Consider the following 21,477-nt stretch of genomic DNA (forward strand, 5'->3'; position numbering starts at 1 on the left):
ATGTTATGAATCTAAAACATCGTTTATCTTTTTATTCTGTTACAGTTTTTTCGATTGTAATTTTGGTTGCTTCTGCCGCTATTTATTTTTCATTTTATAAAAAGATGGAACATAATGAATTACTTTCATTAAAAAATAAAACTTTATTAGCTGCCATTTATTATTTAGAAGCAGATGAAACGGGCGTTGTAGAACGTGAAACCGTTATTGACCAATTAAGAAAATCGATTTCGCGTTCAAATATTGCCGTTTTTAATGACCAAAATATTTTGGTTCGAGGAGAAATGAATGCCGCAACAGATATTTCTACAAGCTTTTTAAATAAAGTTCGCTCGCAACACGAAAGCAATTATATTACAAAAGATTTTTTTTACAATGGATTGTTTTATAAGGATAACGAAGGTGATTTTGTGGTCATTACTCGAGAATCTAAATCTGAATTTAATCAACAACTTTTGACGTTATTACAGATTTTGACAATTGTTTTTCTTGTCGGAATTGTGATGGTTTATATTTTTTCGAACTTATTAGGAAAATTTGCTTTTCAACCTTTGACAAATATTATCGACCAAATTAAAGAACGCGATAATGTCAATTTTTCTAAACCTTTACAAACCAAAGATTCTTATACCGAAATTCAAGATTTAGTTAAAAGTTACAATCATTTTATTGAACGAATTGACAAAACTTTTATAATTCAAAAGAATTTTATCGATTACGTTTCGCACGAACTTCGCACTCCAATTACCGCATTGTTATTGACTTTGGAAGTAACGCATAACAAAGACCGTTCAAAAGAAGAATACCAACAAGTTTTAAATCAATTGAGTCAATATGTTATTGATTTAGAAGAAACGTTGGATAATATGATGTTGCTTTCAGGCGCTAAAACCAAATTCGAATTTACTAAAATTCATATCGATGAAATTATTTGGCAAGTTATTGAACAAATGATTCTGTATCATAATGCTCAAATCGAAGTGAATATTTTGGTTAAGAATTCTGATTTTTTAATCATAAACGGCAATCCGCAGTTACTTCAATTAGCATTGAATAATATTATTGAAAATGCAATAAAATATTCAGACAATCAACCGATTAAGATTCTTTTTGAAGATAAAAATAATCATTTAGAGATTTCTGTTTTTGATACCGGAATTGGTATTCCACTTGACGATGTTCCAAATATAACGGCTAACTTTTTTCGTGGACAAAATACGCAGTTTTATACCGGAAAAGGTATTGGTTTATCAATGGCAAATATCATTTTTACTCTGCATAATATCCAATTACAGTTGAAAAATAATCAACCAAAAGGAACAATTGCAAAGCTTTCTTTTCCTGAAAATATTTAATAATTCTAATCGAATTCTAATCTAACTTAAAATTTACCTTAATTTTCAACTTCTACTTTTGAATCAAATGATTTGAAAGTGAAAATGAATATCTTATCAACCCTAGTAATTTCTTGTTTTTGTGTTTTACCAACACAAGCGCAGAATTTTAATTTGCAAGAAATTGAAACTTATTTTTTGCAAAATAATTTAAGTTTAATTGCAAAAAAATATCAGATTTCTCAATCTGAAGCTTTGCTTATTCAAGAAAAACTGCTTCCAAATCCATCCTTAGCAATCAGCGAAGTGAATTTATGGAAAAATGGGTCGGCTGAACAACTTCCTTATTTGTTTGGTAAATACGGACAAACGCAACAAATTTCACTTGAACTGGAACAGTTAATTGAAACAGCAGGTAAACGAAAAAAACGAGTTGCGATTAAAGCAAACGAAATTAAACAAGCGAATTTTGAGTTCGAAGAATTACTTCGTGAGCTTAAAAAAGAACTTCGATTAACGTATTGGAATTTGTTTCGAATCAGTGAAACGCGTCAACAAACAGAAGCTTTAGTGCAACTTTATCAGCAATTAAATGAACAATACACACGACAAGCAAATCTGAAAAATATTTCTCAAGCTGATGCATATCGTGTGCAAACTGCTTTCTTGAATTTACAATCTGAAAACGCGGAATTACTTCAAGAACAGGCTGAACATTTATTGAGGTTACAGCAATTAACTCAAATTCCGAATTTAAAATTAGAGCAAATTGTTTTTCCGATTATTCCTACAAATTTGTCTCAAAAAATTCCATTAAATATTTCTGAAACAACGCAGCAAAACAACATTTCTATAATGCTTCAAACCAACCAAATTGATTTAGCACAAAAACAATTAGATTTAGAAGAAGCGCAACGTATTCCTGATTTAAATCTGCAAGTAAACTATGACCGTGGAGGCAATATTATGCGTGATTTTGTTGGTGTTGGTGTTCGTTTTGATTTGCCCGTTTTTAATAGAAACAAAGGAAATATTTCTGCTGCCAAAAGCAATATCGAAATGCAAAAAGTAGAAAGAAGTGCCATTGAACGTCAAATTGAAAACGATTCTAATTTTGCCATTGCTCAGTTGTTTCAATTTGAAAAGTTAATGAAGCAACGTAACGATTTTAGTCAAGAAAATGCGACTGATTTACTTCAAAATTATTACAAACATTTACAGAATAAACACATCACTTTAATGGAATTTATAGATTTTACTCAAGCACATTTAGAGTCTCAAAAAGCTTATAATCATTGGGTAAATCAATATTACGCAAATTACGAAAAGTTACAATATTTAGCAGGAAAAGATTTTTAGGTATGAAAAAAATAAGTCGATATATTTTAGTTACAGGTTTTTTTATGACCTTGTTTTCGTGTGCGAAAAACACAAATGAAGAAATGCCTATTAGCAATTCAGATTCTCAGAAGTTTTGTTTAAATGAACAATTAAAAAAGACTACTCAAATCTCAGAAGTTTTTGAACAACCTGTTCAAGAACAAATGACATTTTCTGGTAAAATTGAATATAACGAAAATGATTTGGTTGCTTTTAAAAGTTTACTTGAAGGATTTGTAGAAAACGTTTCATTTGAATTAGGAGATTATGTGAAACAAAGTCAAGTTTTGGCAACTGTTAAATCATTTCAAATTCAAGAATTAATTCAACAACAAAAAGCATTACAAAGTCAAATTGTTTTTCTAGAGCAAAAGAAAAAATCGCAACATGAAATGTTACAGGACGGATTACTTGCAGCTCCGGATTTGTTAGAAACAGAAAACGAACTTTCTCAAGCTCGATTGGAAAAAAATCGGATTCAAGAAAATTTAAATTTATACAAAGCTGCAGGAAATGGAATTTTTCAGATTGTTGCTCCAAAAAATGGTTATATCATTCAAAAAAATATCAGCAAAGGTCAAACTTTAACTTCAGATAGCGAACCTTTGTTTGCAATTTCAAATCTAAAGCAAGTTTGGGTCATGGTTAATATTTACGCAAGTAATTTAAGATACATAAAAGTTGGAGATGCGGTTAAAGTTAGAACTGTTGCTTATCCTGATGATTTATATCAAGGTAAAATAGATAAAATATATAATGTTTTTGATGACAATGAACACGTTTTAAAAGCACGAGTTGTTTTAGAAAATCAGGATTTAAATTTAATGCCTGGACTTGGAGCAGATATTATTATTGATAAAAATTTGAGTAATGAGGTTGCTTTCGCTATTCCAAATAAAGCAAAAGTTTTTAATAATAATAAAGAATATGTTGTGGTTTATAAAAACGATTGCGAATTAGAAATTCGTAAAATCAATTCTTTTGCTCAAAATGAAGAGTTTACTTATATCAAAGAAAAATTCGATGCTAATGAAAAAATCGTAACAACAAATGCATTATTAATTTTTGAACAATTAAAGCCATAATCAATGAAGAAGTTAGTACAAGCAATAGTTACGTTTTCATTGAAAAATACTTCTTTGGTGATGTTTTTGACCTTAGGTTTATTATTTGGTGGAATTTACGCTTTAAAGCACACGCCTATCGAAGCATTTCCGGATGTAACAAACACCAGAGCCCGAATCATTACACAATGGCCAGGACGTAGCGCCGAAGAAATGGAGAAGATGATTACGTTACCTATCTCTAAAGAAATGAATGCCATTCCAAAAAAATCAAACATTCGTTCAGTGTCACTTTTTGGATTATCTGTTGTTACTGTTCAGTTCGAAGACGGAGTAGATGATTTTTATGCGCAACAATATGTTTCAAATAAATTAAATGGAATTAGTTTGCCAGAAAACGCTGAAGTTTCTGTTGAGCCACCTTCGGGAGCAACAGGTGAGATTTTTAGATATGTAATTAAAAGTGATTTACCGATTAAAGAAGTTACTGCTATTCAAGATTGGATAATTGAACGTGAATTACTTGGTGTTCCTGGAGTTGCCGATGTGATTAGCTTTGGTGGAGAAGAAAAGATATTTGAAATTCAAATCAATCCAACCGAACTTAAAAATTTTGACTTATCACCTTTAGATGTTTATGAAGCTGTTTCTAAATCTAACATAAATGTTGGTGGAGATGTTATTCAACAAGGTGACCAAGCTTACGTAGTTCGTGGAGTTGGTTTGTTAGATAAAATCGAGGATATCGAAAATATAACAATTAAGTTAAATGGTTCAACTCCAATTTTAATAAAAAATGTAGCTAATGTAGCTATTTCTAGTAAACCGCGTTTAGGTCAGGTTGGTTACAATGAACACGATGATTTGGTTGAAGGAATTGTAATTATGCTTCGAGGTGAAAATCCTTCTGAAGTTATCGATAGGTTAAAAGAAAAAATAACAGAACGTAATGAAAGAACGCTTCCTGAAAATGTTCAGATAGAAACGGTTGTGGACCGAACTAAATTAGTGAACAATACAGTAAATACAGTTTCTAAAAATATAGTAGAAGGTGTGTTATTGGTTTCGTTAATCGTATTTGTTTTCTTATACAATTGGAAATCGACAGTAATTGTTGCTTCGGTAATTCCGCTATCGTTTTTATTTGCGATTATTATGCTGAAGATTCAAGGTTTACCAGCTAATTTAATTTCGATGGGAGCTTTAGATTTTGGTCTTTTACTCGAAGGAACTTTGGTAATTGTCGAAACCGTTTTTGTTTCTTTAGCCACGCTACAGCATAAAGTTGGTCCAGAACGATTTGCTAAAATGAGTAAATTAGGAACTATTAAAAAAAGTGCTGGAAGTGTTGCCTCTTATATATTCTTTGCATTAATTATTTTAATTGTTGCACTATTACCAATTTTCTCTTTTCAGAAAGTTGAAGGTAAAATGTTTACACCTTTGGCATTTACTTTAGGATATGCACTTTTAGGTTCGCTTATTTTAAGCTTGACGTATGTACCAGCAATGTGTAAATTGTTGTTCACAAAGAACATCGAAGAAAAAGAAAATTTTATTACACGTTTTTTTCATAAAACCATTTATGGAATGTTTCAAAAAACGTTTGAATACAAAAAAGTTACGGTAGCATTTTTTATTGGTTTGTTAGCATTGTGTGCGATTAAATTTTCTAATTATGGTTCTGAGTTTTTACCACAATTAAACGAAGGCGCTATTTATATTCGAGCTACTTTACCTAATAGTATTAGTTTGCAAGAATCAACCAAATTGACAAAAGAGATGAAAAAAATTATGGTTGATAATTGTAAAGAAATTGATTTTATTTTGACTCAAACAGGTCGTCCAAATGATGGTACTGATCCTACAGGTTTTTTTAATATCGAATTTAATGTGCAATTAAAAGACGAGAAAGATTGGAATCGTTCGGTATCAAAAGATGAAATTATTCAAGAACTTCGAACACAATTAAATCATTATCCAGGAATCAATTTTGGATTTAGTCAACCCATTCAAGATAATGTTGAAGAATATGTTGCTGGAGTTAAAAGTTCGTTAGTTATCAAGATTTTTGGAGATGATTTATATGATTTGGAATCTTACGCAAATGACGTAGCTAATTCAATAAAAAAAGTTGAAGGAATTACAGATATTAATGTTTATAAAAATATCGGTTTACCCGAATTACGCATTCAATTGCACGATTCTAAAATGGCTAAATATGGAATTCAAACTGCCGATGTTCAAGCTGTAATTGCTATGACAATTGGTGGGCAAGCTGCAACTAAGTTTTATGAAAATGACCGACAATTTGATGTTGTGTTGCGTTTTCAAGAATCTTACCGAAATACACCAGATAAAATTAAAAACATTTTAATTCCAACTAGTAATGGTCAAAATATTCCTTTACAAGAAATTGCAACCATCGGATATCAAACAGGACCAGCTTTTATTTATCGCGAAGGAAATAGTCGTTACATCGGAGTTGGTTTTAGTATCGAAGGTCGTGATTTAGGAAGTACAATTGCAGAAGCCAAAGATGTTGTTGCCAAAGAAGTTAAACTTCCAAAAGAAAATCATTTAGAATGGGCTGGTGAATTTGAAAGTAAAGAACGTGCTACAAATCAATTAATGACTGTAATTCCAATTTCTTTGGTTCTTATTTTATTATTGTTGTATAGTAATTTTGGTAATATGAAAGATACTGCAATTGCTTCGATAACTATTCCTTTTGCTTTTATTGGCGGATTTTTATCACTTTGGATAACAGGAACCGTTTTTGGTATTTCTGCAGGAATCGGATTAATCATTCTTTTTGGAGTAAATACTATTAACGCTATTATTTTGATTGCTGTGATGAAAGAATATTTGAAAAAAGATTCACTAAAACTAGCTATTGAAAAGGGAGTAAGTTCTCGAATTCGTTCTATTGTTATGATTGCTTTGATGGGTTCAATGGGATTATTACCTGCTGCACTTTCGACGAGTATGGGTTCTGAAATTCAAAAACCTTTAGCAATTATGATTGTAGGTGGATTATTGATTTGTTTGATTCTTTCTTTTACTGTTTTACCAGTTGTTTTCTATATCGCTTATCATAAACATAAATCATAGATTTTTTATTATTAATTCAATTGTTATATAAAGAGCAAGTTAAACCTTGTTCTTTTTTTTGTTTTTTATTTTGATATTAAATAAAAACAAATAACTTTGTAATTCAAAGTAAGTTTTTATGACTGATAAAATTTCCGAAGATTTAGCACACATTCGTTCTATGATGGAACGTTCCTCTCGATTTGTTTCGTTAAGTGGTTTGTCTGGTATTGGAGCAGGAGCAACAGGAGTTGTAGGTGCATATTTCGCTCATCGAATAATTGAAAAATCGGGTAGTGTGGTTAATGGTTATTACAATCATCAAACGGTTTTTGATTTAGTAGTTTTAGCTTTAATAACTTTAATTGTTGCTTTGTTTTTTGGTTCTTTTTTTACAATCAGAAAAAGTAAAAAATTAGGATTACCTGTTTGGACTTCCACAACAAAAAAAACAATGATTCAACTTTCAATTCCTTTGTTAGTTGGTGGTGTGTTTTGTTTGGCTTTAATTAAGTATGAACTTTTCGGTTTGATTGCTGGAACAACTTTGATATTTTATGGGCTTGCACTTTTAAATGCTGAAAAATACGTATTTTCTGATATCAAATATTTAGGATTGTTAGAAATTATTTTAGGTTGTATTGCTCTTTTTTGGATTGGAAAAGGATTACTTTTTTGGACTATCGGATTTGGTTTTTTACATATTATTTACGGTGTCATTTTGTACAGAAAATACAAATAATGAGTATAATTAGCGGATTAAATAAAGAGTTTGAAAGTCGTGTTCGACTTGGAATGATGTCGGTTTTGATGGTAAACGAATGGGTTGATTTTACAGAAATGAAAAACCTGCTTCAAGTTACTGATGGAAATTTGGCAAGCCATTCTGCTGCACTAGAAAAGAATCAATATATAGAAGTAAAAAAAGAATTTGTAGGTAAAAAGCCGAGAACTTCTTATAAAATATCAGAGTTAGGTAAACGTGCATTTCAAGAGCATTTGAATTTTCTTGAAAAAATGATGAGGCAATAATTGTCTTATTTTTTTACTCTTTAACTTTGAAACACAAAGTACTTTTAAATAAATAATTATGAAAAAACATCTATTAATTTTTTTGAGCACCTTAGTTTTTGTAGTGCTTTTTTACAATCAAGATTTAGGATTAAACTTGTCCATTTTTGCCATCTTTTTGATGCTATTTAATTTTATTCAAAAACCCGATTTAGTAAAAGATAAGCGAGCGTTGCTTTTGGCTTCGGCAGTTTTACTGTGTTCAATATCAAATGCTTGGTTAATTAGTTTTACTACCTTTTTGGCTGTAATGGTTACTTCTTTTGTTTTTCGATTATATTGCGAAAACCAAAAACTAAGATTAATCACGCAAGCAATTGTATTTGTTTCGAATTTGTTTGCGGCGGTAGTGCAGTTTTTTCAATTCAATACGTGGTTAGAAACTAAAAAATCAGATAAAGAAAAACTGTTTGTAAAAATATTCTCGTACGTACTTTTACCATTTTTAATTTTAGGGATTTTCTTCGCATTGTACGTTTCTACCAGTGATACATTGTTAGCTTGGTTTAAACGTTTTGAATTGGATATTAATTTCTATATTATTTTCGTGATGATGTTTGGTTTTTATATTTCATTTGTGTTTTGGAATGCCAAAATATATGAAGTTTTTGAAACCTTAAATCATTCATTAAAATTAAATTTTTCTAAAGAATCAAAAGAAAGCCAAAAAACAACGTTTGATTTTCTTCCTATTGAATTTGAAATGCGAAGCGGAATCATCACTTTGGTTTGTCTGAATATGATGTTGTTGATATTTATCGTTGTGTTTAATATCGAGCATATTCAAAATCCGGCAATAAATTTGAGAGATTTTAGCAGTAGAATTCACGAACAAATTTATTCGATTATCGGTTCAATCGTTTTGGCAATGTTGGTGATTTTGTTTTACTTTAAAGATACTTTAAACTTTATTCAAAATAATAAATACTTGGTTTTTGGTGCAAAATGCTGGGTGATTTTAAATGCAGTTTTGGTTGTTTCTGCTGTTTATCAAAATACGATTTATATAACCAATCTTGGATTAACTTATAAGCGATTGGGAGTTTATATGTTTTTGATTCTTTGTTTTTATGGACTACATTTTACTTTTAAGAAAATCAAAAATAAAAAAACTAATTTTTACCTAATTGATAAAATGACTTGGGGATTTTTCTACACATTGGTATTTTGTTCGCTTATTAATTGGGCAAATTTCATAACTTATTATAATCTATCATTTGATGAAACTAACGTTGAATATTTAGAATATAATTTTGAAGGAAATGAAAAACGTTTATTTGATTATTATAAAACTAATGATTTGGAAATTCCTCAATATTTACTAGATCGTGTAAATAGACAAAAAGAAAAATCATTTTTATCTTCTCAATTATATTATAAAACCATTGATTTGAATTGATAAAAAAATCCGAGCTAGGAAATTTTCTCAGCTCGGATTTTAATTTTATTTTCTAGGAGTTCTACGTTCGTTTCTTAAAGGACGTTCATTTTCTGAACTTTTTCTTTCATTTCGAATTGGACGTTCTGTTCGATTTTCATTTCTATCTCTATTCGCAGATTTATCACGAGTAGGAGGTGGCGTAATTCTGTTTGCTCTTGATGGTGTTTTTGGTAAACTTGCTTCTTCTGTTTTAATTGAATCTCCAATTAAACGATTCAGTTCATCCATTTCTGCTTTTGTAATTTCTCTATAACTTCCAACCGGAACATCCAATGAAAGGTTGATAATTCGAACACGTTTTAGAGCAACAACTTCATAATCTAAATATTCGCACATTCTACGAATTTGTCTGTTTAAACCTTGAGTTAAGTAAATTCTAAATACAGTTCTACTAATTTTTTCAACTCTACATTTTTTTGTAATCGTATCTAAAATCGGAATTCCGCTACCCATTCTAGTTATAAAACGGTCGGTAATTGGTCGGTCAACCGTAACAATATATTCTTTTTCGTGATTGTTTCTTGCACGAAGTATTTTATTTACTATGTCACCGTCATTGGTCATCATTATCAAACCTTCCGAATCTTTATCTAATCTTCCGACAGGAAAAATTCGTTTTGGATAATTGATGTAATCTACAATGTTATTACGAACATCTTGATTTGTGGTGCATTCAATTCCCACAGGTTTATTAAAAGCCAAGTAAATAGGCTGGTCAAGATTGGCAGCGATTGATTTTCCGTCAACACAAACTTCGTCAGTTGGTGCAACTTTGGTTCCCATTTCCGGAACAATTCCGTTTATGGTAACTCTTCCATCTTCAATCAATTTATCTGCCTCACGACGCGAGCAAAAGCCGGCTTCTGATAAAAATTTGTTTAATCTTGTTAATTGTTCTTCCATTGTGCAAAATTACAATTTTTATGTGGATTATTCACTTTCTAGAAAAGAAACCGCTTGTTTATAAACCTGATTATGAAACATACTGTGACCCAATTTTTCTGTGCTAATGAATTTTACTCTCGGATTCTTATTTACAATCTGAACGGCATCGTTATACGGAACAATCGAATCATCTTTATCGTGAATGATTAATAAAGGTTGATTGATTTTTTCGATGAAATTCTCTGAATTAAAATATGTTGTATCGATATCGAATTTCTTAACAAATATATTAAGGTACGAACGATATGTTCTGTTGTTTAAAGAAAGTAAACTTTTATAATTTCGAGTTATTCTATGAAATAAATTTGGACTTCCTAAACCGATGATTTTCTTCACAAACGGAAATTGATATTTCGATTGCGCATAAAACATGGTCATTCCACCAAGTGAATGTCCGATTAAATAAGTTGGTTTATATTTTTGACACACTTCGTTGATAAACTCCGCATACAAAACTGCATTAAATTCTTTTCCCGAACTCATTCCTTGTCCAGGTGCGTCTAAACTAACAATATTATATTTTTTCTTTTTCAAATATTGAATCATTCCTTGCCAACGATTTGAATTACTTTCCCAACCGTGCATCAATAAAACTGTTTCTTTACCGCCTTCCCATTCATAAGTTTGAATTTGATGCTCATTATATATAATGATTTCTCGATTCGCGTTTTTTAGAAAATCAGAATATGCATTAAGTTTGCCATCTCTCGGATTCGAAAAAAGATTATAAGCAATATGACCTGCCTTTTCGGGATTAAATAAAGAAATTCCGTTTACAACCAATCCGAATGATTTGGTCATTAACCAATATTTTATGTTCGAAAGTTTATTCATCTGATTTCTTTTGTTGAGTAAAGTTAATTTTAAGTTGTTTAAAACTTAGCAATTTTTATACCTAAATTTCAATTGTCTTGTTGAAGTTTCAAAATAAATTTCAAAAAAACTCATTTCAATATAATAAATCATTTTAATATTTCGTTTAGTATTGACTAATGTGTAATGATATTGGTTAAAAAATGTTAAAAATCAAGCGAACAAAGATACGTTTTGAATAGCTTTTTGTTTTCAATATGAATTTTTACATTATTGATAAAATGTAAATTTATCAATTAATTGTTTTGTGTTTCAATTAATTGGTTATCTTAGAGTTATGGTTTTTTTTACTTTTTTTTGAAAGGATAAATTTTGCGAAAATGTTAGTTTTGATTCGTTGTTTTTAGTGAATTTATTAAGGAATATTTATTTTATTTAAAAAACTAAAGGTTTGTTAACTCTAAGTTTGATAAAATAATTTTTCGTAATTTTGAAACATTCTAAAGAAGTATTGTTGTATTTCATTAATTTGGTTTGAATTTTCAAAAAATGACAAAAAGTTTTAGTTAGTTTATTTTACAATTTGTCCTTTTGGTATTTCATTTTTCTTAAAAATAGTTTGATTAAATAATTGTAAATAAATCGAATGTATTACACAAGTGTGTTTTTGTTTCGTTATTGATAATTAAGTACTTATATCAATGAGAATATTCATGTGAATTAAGCGAATGTAAAAAAAAGATTGAGAATAAGTTAATAATGTTAAATGCGGTAGTGAAATTGTAATTTTTATTTTTTTATTTCATCTAAAAAACTAAATTTGCGTTCTCCTGATTAAAACATAACAACAAACAAACAGGAAAAAAATTGAATAATAATAATTGAGTAAACATTAAATTTTAAAAAAGATGACAAATTTATCAAATGAATCTGTTGAAAAACAAGGGTCAAGTTCAGGATTGTCTAATATTTTTGCAGCTATCGCTGTTTTAATATGTTTAGGTTTTGGATATATTATCTGGGCTTTCGTATTAGGAGCTGGAAGTAACTTCGTAGGCGGAGACAATCAAGCAGATCCAATTCCAGGAAGTTTAATGGGAATGATGTACAAAGGAGGTTACGTAATTGCAGTGTTAATTGGATTATTAACTACAACAGTAGTTTTCGGTATCGAAAGATTTATCGTGATTACTAAAGCTGGTGGAAGTGGAGATAACAAAACTTTCGTAGGGAAAATTCAAACTTTAGTTTCAGCTAATCAAATTAACGAAGCAATTGAGTTATGTGATACACAAAAAGGTTCTGTAGCAAATGTTGTTAAATCTGCATTAGTTAAATTCAAAGAAGTTAAAGCTGAAGGATTTGACGCTGATAAAGCAACAGAAACAATTCAAAAAGAGATTGAAGAGGCTACAGTTTTAGAGATGCCGATGTTAGAAAAAAATATGATTGTATTAGCAACATTAGTTTCTACAGGTACATTAATCGGTTTATTAGGTACAGTAACAGGTATGATTAAAGCATTCTCTGCTTTATCAACTTCTGGTTCTCCTGATTCTTCTGCATTAGCAACAGGTATTTCTGAAGCCTTAATGAATACAGCTACAGGTATTGGTACTTCAACTTTAGCTATTATTTTCTATAATGCCTTTACAACTAAAATTGATAAATTAACTCATTTCATTGACGAAGCTGGATTTGCAATTACGCAATCTTACAGAAGAAACAATCGTTAATTAGTAGTTTAATCAATCCAATAGTTAATATTGGTTAAAAGTAAAGAATATGGCAAAAATGAAAAAATCAAGTACAAGAATTGATATGACCGCTATGTGTGATGTATCTTTCTTGTTGCTAACATTCTTTGTTTTAACATCAACAGCTAAAACTCCAGAAGTTCACCCTGTTGACCTTCCTAATTCTACTAAAGAAACAAAAATCCCATCTTCTGATATCGTTACTTTAACTGTAGATGAAGATAAAGTTTACTTCGGTTTGTCTGGTAAAGATGATAAAGTTGATGTACTTGAGAGAATGGGAAAAGAATATAATATAGAGTTTACAAAAGAGGAAATTAATAAATTTACTACAATGGAAAACTTTGGTGTTGATATTAGAGAGTTAAAACAATTGTTAGCTAAACCAGTTGGCGAATTAATGAAACCAGAGAATCATACAAAAGGAATTCCTTTTCAAGATTCTTTAAATAATCAACTTTCTGCATGGGTAAAGCATTCTAGAGAATCTACTTGGGCAAGAAAACAAGATTTCGTTAAAGTTGCTATTAAAGGAGATGCTGAAGAAAAATTCGGTACAGTGAATAAAGTGATTCAAATTTTGCAAGAACAAAGACAGAATCGTTTTTACTTAGTTACTGGTTTAAGAGATTCAGACTTCTAATTAAATAAAAAAAATAAGAAATGGCAGAATTAAATACGGACGGCGGCGGCGGAAAAGGCGGTAAAAAAGTAAGAAGTAAAAAACAAAATGCTGGAGTAGATTTAACTGCGATGGTGGATTTAGCTTTCTTATTAATTACCTTCTTTATGCTTACCACATCTTTGTCAAAACCTCAATCAATGGAATTGACGATGCCTGATAAAACAAAAGTAGATCCGATTGATAAAATTCCTGCAAAGGAATCTAAAACGATGACTATTTTGATTGGGAAGGATAATTCTTTGAAATATTACATGGGAATGTTTGATGATCCTTATCAAGGAATCGGACCAACAGATTCAACTTATGGAAAAGAAGGTGTTAGACAAGTGATTCTACAAAAGATGGCTAATTTAAAAGCTCAAGGTTTTGTAGATAAAGAAGGTTTGTTAGTTTTGATTAAATCAACAGATGAAGCAACTTATACTAATATGATAGATATTTTAGATGAAATGGCTATTACAGGAGTAAAGTTGTATGCAATCAATGATATGACTGACGCTGAAAAAGAAATTATGCAGTAATGCATTTAAAATTATAACGATATGGCAAATATGAACATTTTCGGTAAAGATTGGACTGATATCGTATTTGAAGGACGTAACAAAGCCTACGGAGCTTATAAACTCCGTGAAGAAAGCACAAGAAATACTTTTTTAGCCTTATTATTTGGTATGGGTGTTATTGGTTTAGGTTTTGCTAGTAAAACAATTTACGATGCCGTTTTTTCTAATTTCTCATCTAAAGATGCAGATACCGAACAGGTTGAAGTGGTTGATGTAATTCTTCCAGAATTACCTGACCCAGAGCCGCCTGTAGAGGAAATTAAAGAAGAATTACCTCCTCCTCCTGAAGCACCAGCTGATGCATCGAAATCTGTACAAGATGAAAAGGCATTAACTGAAACGATCATTAAAAAAGATGAGGAAGTTAAGGAGCAAAAAATGGCTGCGCAAGAGGAGTTTAATGATAAAACTACTTCTGGGCGTGAAGAAAGTAAAGGTTCAACTGATGGTGACTTGAAAACTGATGGAAATCAAACAGGTAAAGCTGATAAAGGTTCTCAAGGTTCTGGTAAAGGAGATAATTTTGCAGAAGATGATAATAAAATTCATAATCTTTTTCAGAATAAAGCAGAGCCAGTTGATGGGATGCAGAAGTTTTATAGTCAATTTATGAGAAAGTTTACTGCACCTGAAGTTGGTTCTAACGTTAATCAATTTAAAGTTGTATTAAAATTTGTTGTTGAAAAAGATGGTTCTTTTAGTTCAATTCAAATTGTTAACGATCAATATGGTGCCGGTAAAGAAGCTATTAGAGTTTTAAAAACCATGCCAAAATGGAAGCCAGGAATGCAAAACGGAAAACCAGTACGTTCAAGTTTCAACTTACCAATTGTTGTTAAAGTATCTAATTAATGATTAAAAGATTTTTAAATACTTTTAAAGAAAAATCGCTTAATGAGCGATTTTTCTTTATTTTAGGAATTATTTTTTTATTCCTTTATTTTGTTTTGGGTTGTTTTTTTATTTTAGTAGAAGATTTGCCTTTTGATATCCCTTATTTAAACCGTGTTATTTTTGGTTTTATACTTATAATTTATAGTATGATTAGGTTTTTTAGAATAATTAAAAAAGAGCAATAGCTCTTTTTTTTTGTTTTTAAAATAATTTTAATTACATTTTTTCTCTTTATTGATTTTTGAAGTATTGGTTCACTGATTATTTACATAATTCATCTATTTTATTAAATTTTAATTTATTTTTATTAGATTTATAAACTAATAATTGTAAATTTCGCTTTTGGTTTATTTAGTTTAATCTTTATGAAAAAATATTTATTTAGCATCGGTTTTTTAGCATTTTCTGCTTTTTTAGTCACTTGTAAAAACGAGCAAAAAAATGAAGAAATTAAAGAAACTTATGCTACTGGAAGTACATCGGTTTTTGTGGAAGAGTCTATAGTTCCTATTTTTGATGATATCAATCAAGTTTTTATGAATACTTATGACAAAGCCAATGTAACTATTGTTCCAAAAACAGAAAATGAAATTGTAAATTATATTTTGCAAGATTCCGTGAAGATTGCAGTTTTGCCTCGCATGCTTAATGATAGAGAGTTGAAGCCTTTTGAAGGTAAAAAAGTAATAAGTCAAACTGCTTTTGCTAAAGATGCTATTATTTTTGTAAATAGTAAAAATAGTCAAGATTCTATAATCAATTTGACAGATATTATTGAATTGATAAAAAATCCAGATTTAAAATCGGATCATGCATTTGTTTTTGATAATATTAATTCTAGTTTAACTCAATATTTCAAAAATAAGGCTGGAGTAACTGAATTCGGAGATAATGTTTATTTTGCTAAAGATACAAAAGAAGTAGTTTCTTATACTTCCAAAAATCCGAAAGCAATCGGAATCGTTGGGATTAATTGGTTGTTACAACCAGATGAAGAAATTCAGAAAGTAAAAAAAGATTTGAAATCAATGTCGGTTTTGAATGAAAATGATAAAAAATATTATTTACCTACACAGTCAACAATTGCAGATGATTCATATCCTTTAATTCGTGAATTATATATAATCGAAGCTCAAGGATTTTCTGGTTTAGGAAAAGGAATTTCTTCTTTCGCTGCAAGTGATCGTGGTCAACGTATTGTTCTTAAGTCTGGTTTATTTCCTATAAAACAGCCAACAAGAGAAATTATTATAAAAACAAACTAAATTTCTATAAGTATGAATAAAACTATTACTTTAAGTTTATTATTTGCAGTAATTGCTTCATCAAATGCACAAACTCAAGTTGATATTGAAAAAGCTGTAAAGTTTGGAAAATATGATGTTGCTAAAACTGAATTGTATAAATTATTAAAAACGGAACCTAACCAAGGTGAAAATTTTTATTATTTAGGTAAAATCCATTTATTACAAAATAACCCAGATTCAGCAGCTTTTTATTTTAAAAATGGATTACGTGCTACTAAGAATCCTGCTATTAATAATATCGGATTAGGACAATTAGCCTTGAATTCTGGAAAGGAAAAAGAAGCTAGATCAAAATTTAATGGTGCGCAAAGTAATATTAAGAGAAATGATATTTCAACTTATTTATTAATTTCTCAAGCTTGTTTGGATGCTAATAAACCTGATATTTCAAGAGCTACCGATTTTGCAAATAAAGCTATTAATGCACAGCCTAATAGCGTGGAAGCAACTGTTATGTTAGGTGATATTTACTTAGCTGATAAATCATCTAAGTTGGCCCTATCTAAATATAGAGAAGCTTTGTCTTTGAATCCAAAGTCGCCTTTGGCAATGATGAAAATTGCAACTATTTCTACTTATAATAAAGATTATGCTACTGCTGTTCAAAAGTTGAATGATGTCGTTAAAGATTATCCTGATTTTGAACCTGCTTATAAGGAGCTTGCATTCGCAAATTATTTATGGAATAAAGAAGAAAAAGATTCTAATAAGATAGCAAATGCTGCTGCAGCTTATTCTAAATACCATCAATTGATTGGCGAATCTGTAGATTCAGATAATAATTATGCAGATTTTTTAGTAAAGATTAAAGATTTCAATGCGTTGAATGAATTTTCAAAAGCGCGTTGGAAGTCTAGAGGAGAAAATTTCCCAATTTATAAATATGCTGCTATTGCAGCTTATGAAAGCGGAAATAATGAAGATGCAATTACTTTTATTAATAAATATTTCGACGTTGTTGAAAATAAAGAAAGTTTCAAAGGAGTTGATTATTTATATTTAGGTTTGTCAGAAATTGCTCAATCTAAGTCTAATGACGGAAAATTCGAAAAAGATGGATACGAGAAAGGGTTGGCAAATGTCAAAAAAGGTATAAGTGTTGATTCTTCTATAGCTGAGGAAATGAATGCATATGCATTGGAGTTGTTTAAAAAAGGAAATTACGAACAAGCTTATTATTTGTTTGATTTAGGAACTTTAGATAAGCAAAGTCCAAATTATGTTTATGATACTTATTATAAAGGAAATTGTTTGTTTTTGACTAATGATAAGCCAATGTTTGATAATCAATTACAAAAAGCTACAGAAGCATTTAATGAAGCGATTCGAGTTTCTCCAACTACTCACGAAGCTTTATTGATGAATGCAAGAGCATATCGTTTTATTGATACTGATGCTTCTAAAGTTGAAATGGTTAAAAACTACGAAGCATTCACAGAAGTTTTAACTAATAAAAAGATGTTAAAAGATACTGAAATGAAAGATGTATTAATTGAATCTTATATGTTTATTGGTGTTCAAAATATGAATAAAGATAAAGCTAAGGCTGCTCAGGCATTTAATAAAGTTTTAGAATTCGATTCTAGTCATGAGTATTCTTTAAATGCATTAAAGAAATTAAATAAAAAATAATTTTAAAGGTCAGCTTAGGTTGGCCTTTTTTCGTTTTAGTAATTGACTTTTTGGTAGTATCTTTGCATCCTAATTAATTTAGAATGCAAAACTTAGAAACAAAAAATAATTTACAAGACGGATTACAATTGCCTTTAATGGAAGAGTTTTATACAATTCAAGGCGAAGGAAATTATACAGGTACAGCTGCTTATTTTATTCGATTAGGTGGTTGTGATGTTGGTTGTCATTGGTGTGATGTCAAAGAAAGTTGGGACGAAAAATTACATCCTTTAACTTCTGTGGAAACTATTGTTTCTAATGCTAAGCAAAATGGTAATTTAGCCGTAATTACTGGAGGTGAACCTTTGATGTGGAATTTAGATAAATTAACATCTGCTTTGAAATCTGAAGGTATTCAAACCAATATGGAAACTTCTGGTGCTTACGAATTGTCTGGAATTTGGGATTGGATTTGCTTATCTCCTAAAAAAACAAAATTACCAACTCAAAGTGTTTATGATGCTGCTCACGAATTAAAAGTTGTTATTTATAATCATAATGATTTTAAATTTGCAGAAGAACAAGCTGCAAATGTTAATGATAAAGCAGTTTTGTTTTTACAACCAGAATGGAGTAAAAGTGAAGAAATGTTACCGTTTATTATTGAATATGTAAAAAATAATCCAAAGTGGAGAATTTCATTACAAACGCATAAATTTCTGAATATTCCCTAAAATAGTATTATTTTTGTTAAAAAAATAATATGAAAAAGACGATTTTAGTTTTTGTTTTACTTGGGAATTTATTTGTTTCGCATGCACAAGCAAATAAAAAAGATGTAAAAAATCTTTTAGAAGTCAGTGGAGTTACTTCTAAATATGAATTGATTGTAGATCAGTTTTCTGATCAGTTACCAAAAGAAAGTCAAGCGAATTTCAAAAAAGATGTACAAATTTATATTGATAAACTGATTAACAAAGAAGTTGAGCAATATGCAGCAGCTTTTTCGCAAGATGAAATTTTAAAATTGATTGAATTTTATAAATCTCCTTTAGGAATAAAATTATTACAAAAAACTTCAGAAATTGATAATACTTTAGAACAAGAGATTGATAACAATCAGGCTGAATTGCAAAGTGTTATAATGAAATATTTTATGTAAAAACTCTATATTTTTATAGAGTTTTTTTTATATTTGAGAAAACCGTAGTCTATGAAAATGTTTTTTTTGATTGTGTTTTTTCTCTTTTCTTTTGGAGTTAGTGCGCAAAACGAATTTATTATCGTTGTAAATACGAATCCGAATGTGTCTATTTTACCACAGTTTTCGTCAACAACTTCAAGTCAATTTATTTTGCCTTTAAGAGAAAATACCTTACCTTATGAAGTTGAATATCAAAAAGTAGATTCGATTTCATTGGTGCCACTGACCTCTTATTCAGAATCAATTTTAGTTGAACAAGAAACAGATAAATATTTGATTTCTTTTCCAGAACCAGGTTTTTATCGTATTAAAGTGACTTCTCCCGACGGAAATTTGATTCGTTGGGCAAACGAAAATTCTGATTTTATAAACGAAATACCATCTTTAACTTCTCCTGATATGTCTTATCAACAAAAAAAAATATATCGAATTGAGCAATGGGGTAATTTAAAATGGACTAGCTTTTATATGGCTTTTAATAATTGTGTTTTTCTTGATGTAACTGCTCTTGATACACCAGATTTGACTAATGTAACGGATTGTTTTGGAATGTTTTTGTCATGTGAAAATTTAGTTTATAATCCTTCTATAAATAATTGGGATGTTTTAAATATAACTGACATGACAGCTATGTTTTTACATTGTAATTCATTTAATCAGCCTTTGAATGATTGGCAAGTAGATAACGTTTTATCAATGGAAAATATGTTTTCAAATGCACCTTTATTCAATCAGCCTTTAAATAACTGGAATGTGGGTAATGTCAATAATTTCAATGAAATGTTTTTATGGGCAGATGATTTTAATCAACCTTTGAATTTTTGGAATGTCACTCAAGGAATTAATATGGTAAGTATGTTTAATGGAGCAACTTCTTTTAATCAATCTTTAGGAGAATGGAATTTAGGTAAAAATGTATTGCTTTTTTCTTTTTTATCTGATTCGGGGATGGATTGTAGTAATTATTACGAAACTTTAAATGGTTGGGCAAATAATTCTTCAATTCCTATGAATAAAGCAATTGGAGTTGAAGGTTTACAATATGCGTCAAATACTGTTCAGCCTAGAAATGTATTAATCAATGAAAAGAATTGGTCTTTTAATGGGGATGTTTTTTCTGAAACAAATTGTCTATTGAACAATTCAGATTTCGTATTTGATAAAGTTGTTATTTTTCCAAATCCCGCTACGGATTTTTTATATGTAACAAGTACAAACGATTTTGTTAGATATGAAATTTATGATGCATTAGGAAAAAAAGTTGCAACAAATGACTTCCAACAACATATTGTAACTCAAAACTTAAGTCAAGGAAATTATATTTTAAAATTGTACGATAAAAACAATCAAAAATATACAGCAAAATTTATAAAAAAGTAATTTAGATCATCACATTCTCAATAATAAAATACCAAATTCCAATAGTAACAAAGGAAATTGGGATTCCATAACCAACCATCATGTTGCTTAATTCGGGTTTTAATCCGTTTGAATTTGCCAATATTGCTCCAGTAATCATTGGTGCCATTGCTGCTTCAATGATACAAACTTTTGCTATTAAATCATTTTGTCCTAGGATGCCGTAAATTAATCCGAAAATGATTGCTGGAAATAATATTAATTGAAAGAATAATCCTAAGGCAAGAAATTTAAAATGCTTGCTGTATGTTTTGAATTTAAGTTGGAAACCCACTGAAATCAAAGCAATTGGCGATATGGTAACTGCTAATTGTTTAAAAGCAGTTGATAGTGATTCTGGAAAATCTACCTTTAAAATAGCTAAACTAATTCCCACAAGAAATGCAATTAACGGAGGAAATGTAAGCATCTTTTTTAGAAATGAACTTTCGTTTGATTTTTTTTGATTTGAATATAATGTTGCAGTCAAAATCCCTAATGTAGAAAATACAACAAAAGTTCCAGGTAAATCAACGATGATTAAAGTATTTAATCCTTCATCACCAAATAGAGCTTGAATTATTGGAATACCTACAAAGGATGTGTTTCCAAGTCCTGCTGTTAAAATTAAACAGCCAATTAATTTTTTCGACCAACCAAATATTTTTCCTAAAATATTAAATAGAATAAATGCAAATCCAAATGATATCCAAGCGATAGAAGCGGGAAGTAGTAAATCAAAACCTAATTTTATTTTTGGTAAATAATGAAGAGCCATTGCTGGTAAAGCAATAAACATGATATATTGATTTAAAACAACAGATGTGTTTTTTGGAAATGTTTTTACTTTTTGAAGTAAAATTCCAATGATTAGACACAAGAATAATAAGATGATACTTGCCATTAGATTTTCA

At 29.6% G+C, this 21,477-nt stretch carries 20 protein-coding genes; 17 read left to right on the top strand and 3 right to left on the bottom strand.

The features are described from left to right. Positions 1–5: 5 nt before the first annotated feature. The 7 genes from EG240_RS02045 (at position 6) to EG240_RS02075 (ending at position 9,341) form a co-directional block, all read left to right on the top strand. Positions 6–1,355: a sensor histidine kinase gene (locus EG240_RS02045; protein ID WP_235830319.1), complete on the top strand. Its 1,350-nt coding sequence runs from the start codon at positions 6–8 to the stop codon at positions 1,353–1,355. Positions 1,356–1,439: 84 nt separating this feature from the next. Continuing rightward, positions 1,440–2,693, top strand: a complete 1,254-nt coding sequence (locus tag EG240_RS02050; protein WP_235830320.1) for a TolC family protein — start codon at positions 1,440–1,442, stop codon at positions 2,691–2,693. Between the two features lie 2 nt (positions 2,694–2,695). After that, a complete protein-coding gene (locus EG240_RS02055; protein ID WP_125016897.1) occupies positions 2,696–3,799 on the top strand; it encodes an efflux RND transporter periplasmic adaptor subunit in 1,104 nt (367 codons plus the stop codon). Positions 3,800–3,802: 3 nt separating this feature from the next. Then, positions 3,803–6,892, top strand: a complete 3,090-nt coding sequence (locus EG240_RS02060) for an efflux RND transporter permease subunit (RefSeq protein ID WP_125016899.1) — start codon at positions 3,803–3,805, stop codon at positions 6,890–6,892. Positions 6,893–7,010: 118 nt separating this feature from the next. Beyond that, on the top strand, positions 7,011–7,613 hold the full coding sequence (locus EG240_RS02065) for a hypothetical protein (protein ID WP_125016901.1): 603 nt from the start codon (positions 7,011–7,013) through the stop codon (positions 7,611–7,613). Next, on the top strand, positions 7,613–7,903 hold the full coding sequence (locus EG240_RS02070; RefSeq protein WP_125016903.1) for a winged helix-turn-helix domain-containing protein: 291 nt from the start codon (positions 7,613–7,615) through the stop codon (positions 7,901–7,903). The genes EG240_RS02065 and EG240_RS02070 overlap by 1 nt, the downstream gene beginning before the upstream one ends. Before the next feature lie 58 nt (positions 7,904–7,961). Further along, complete coding sequence (locus EG240_RS02075) at positions 7,962–9,341, top strand: DUF4153 domain-containing protein (protein ID WP_125016905.1); 1,380 nt, start codon at positions 7,962–7,964, stop codon at positions 9,339–9,341. 45 nt (positions 9,342–9,386) lie between these two features. Here EG240_RS02075 and rluF read toward each other — a convergent pair whose 3' ends face one another. Next, positions 9,387–10,286: a 23S rRNA pseudouridine(2604) synthase RluF gene (gene rluF / locus EG240_RS02080; RefSeq protein ID WP_125016907.1), complete on the bottom strand. Its 900-nt coding sequence runs from the start codon at positions 10,284–10,286 to the stop codon at positions 9,387–9,389. Between the two features lie 27 nt (positions 10,287–10,313). After that, positions 10,314–11,162 carry an alpha/beta hydrolase gene (locus tag EG240_RS02085; protein ID WP_125016909.1) on the bottom strand — a complete coding sequence of 283 codons (849 nt, stop codon included), beginning with the start codon at positions 11,160–11,162 and terminating at the stop codon, positions 10,314–10,316. Between the two features lie 887 nt (positions 11,163–12,049). Between EG240_RS02085 and EG240_RS02090 the strand changes: the two genes are divergently transcribed. The 10 genes from EG240_RS02090 to EG240_RS02135 all read left to right on the top strand — a co-directional run bounded on the left by EG240_RS02090 (position 12,050) and on the right by EG240_RS02135 (position 20,545). Then, a complete protein-coding gene (locus EG240_RS02090) occupies positions 12,050–12,877 on the top strand; it encodes a MotA/TolQ/ExbB proton channel family protein (RefSeq protein ID WP_125016911.1) in 828 nt (275 codons plus the stop codon). A 49-nt stretch (positions 12,878–12,926) separates the two neighbouring features. Then, on the top strand, positions 12,927–13,541 hold the full coding sequence (locus EG240_RS02095; protein WP_125016913.1) for an ExbD/TolR family protein: 615 nt from the start codon (positions 12,927–12,929) through the stop codon (positions 13,539–13,541). Between the two features lie 20 nt (positions 13,542–13,561). Next, complete coding sequence (locus EG240_RS02100) at positions 13,562–14,104, top strand: ExbD/TolR family protein (protein WP_125016915.1); 543 nt, start codon at positions 13,562–13,564, stop codon at positions 14,102–14,104. 21 nt (positions 14,105–14,125) lie between these two features. Beyond that, a complete protein-coding gene (locus EG240_RS02105; RefSeq protein WP_125016917.1) occupies positions 14,126–14,998 on the top strand; it encodes an energy transducer TonB in 873 nt (290 codons plus the stop codon). Beyond that, positions 14,998–15,225, top strand: a complete 228-nt coding sequence (locus EG240_RS02110) for a hypothetical protein (RefSeq protein ID WP_125016919.1) — start codon at positions 14,998–15,000, stop codon at positions 15,223–15,225. Before EG240_RS02105 ends, EG240_RS02110 begins: the two co-directional genes overlap by 1 nt. Before the next feature lie 180 nt (positions 15,226–15,405). Beyond that, positions 15,406–16,305, top strand: coding sequence for a PstS family phosphate ABC transporter substrate-binding protein (locus EG240_RS02115; protein WP_125016921.1), 900 nt, complete (start codon positions 15,406–15,408; stop codon positions 16,303–16,305). A 12-nt stretch (positions 16,306–16,317) separates the two neighbouring features. Next, positions 16,318–17,979 carry a tetratricopeptide repeat protein gene (locus EG240_RS02120; protein WP_125016923.1) on the top strand — a complete coding sequence of 554 codons (1,662 nt, stop codon included), beginning with the start codon at positions 16,318–16,320 and terminating at the stop codon, positions 17,977–17,979. Between the two features lie 83 nt (positions 17,980–18,062). Then, the gene (locus EG240_RS02125; RefSeq protein WP_125016926.1) at positions 18,063–18,695 is read left to right on the top strand and encodes a 7-carboxy-7-deazaguanine synthase QueE; all 633 of its coding nucleotides are present in this window, start codon (positions 18,063–18,065) and stop codon (positions 18,693–18,695) included. 29 nt (positions 18,696–18,724) lie between these two features. Further along, positions 18,725–19,123, top strand: coding sequence for a DUF2059 domain-containing protein (locus EG240_RS02130; protein WP_125016928.1), 399 nt, complete (start codon positions 18,725–18,727; stop codon positions 19,121–19,123). Positions 19,124–19,174: 51 nt separating this feature from the next. After that, positions 19,175–20,545 (top strand): BspA family leucine-rich repeat surface protein, encoded by a 1,371-nt coding sequence (locus tag EG240_RS02135; RefSeq protein ID WP_125016930.1) that lies wholly within the window; start codon positions 19,175–19,177, stop codon positions 20,543–20,545. A 1-nt stretch (position 20,546) separates the two neighbouring features. Here the strand turns inward: EG240_RS02135 and EG240_RS02140 are convergent, their stop codons facing one another. After that, on the bottom strand, positions 20,547–21,467 hold the full coding sequence (locus EG240_RS02140) for an AEC family transporter (protein ID WP_125016932.1): 921 nt from the start codon (positions 21,465–21,467) through the stop codon (positions 20,547–20,549). Between the last annotated feature and the right edge of the window lie 10 nt (positions 21,468–21,477).

Origin of the sequence: Paenimyroides tangerinum (assembly GCF_003865405.1) — a bacterium.
Taxonomy (GTDB): Bacteria; Bacteroidota; Bacteroidia; order Flavobacteriales; family Flavobacteriaceae; genus Flavobacterium; species Flavobacterium tangerinum.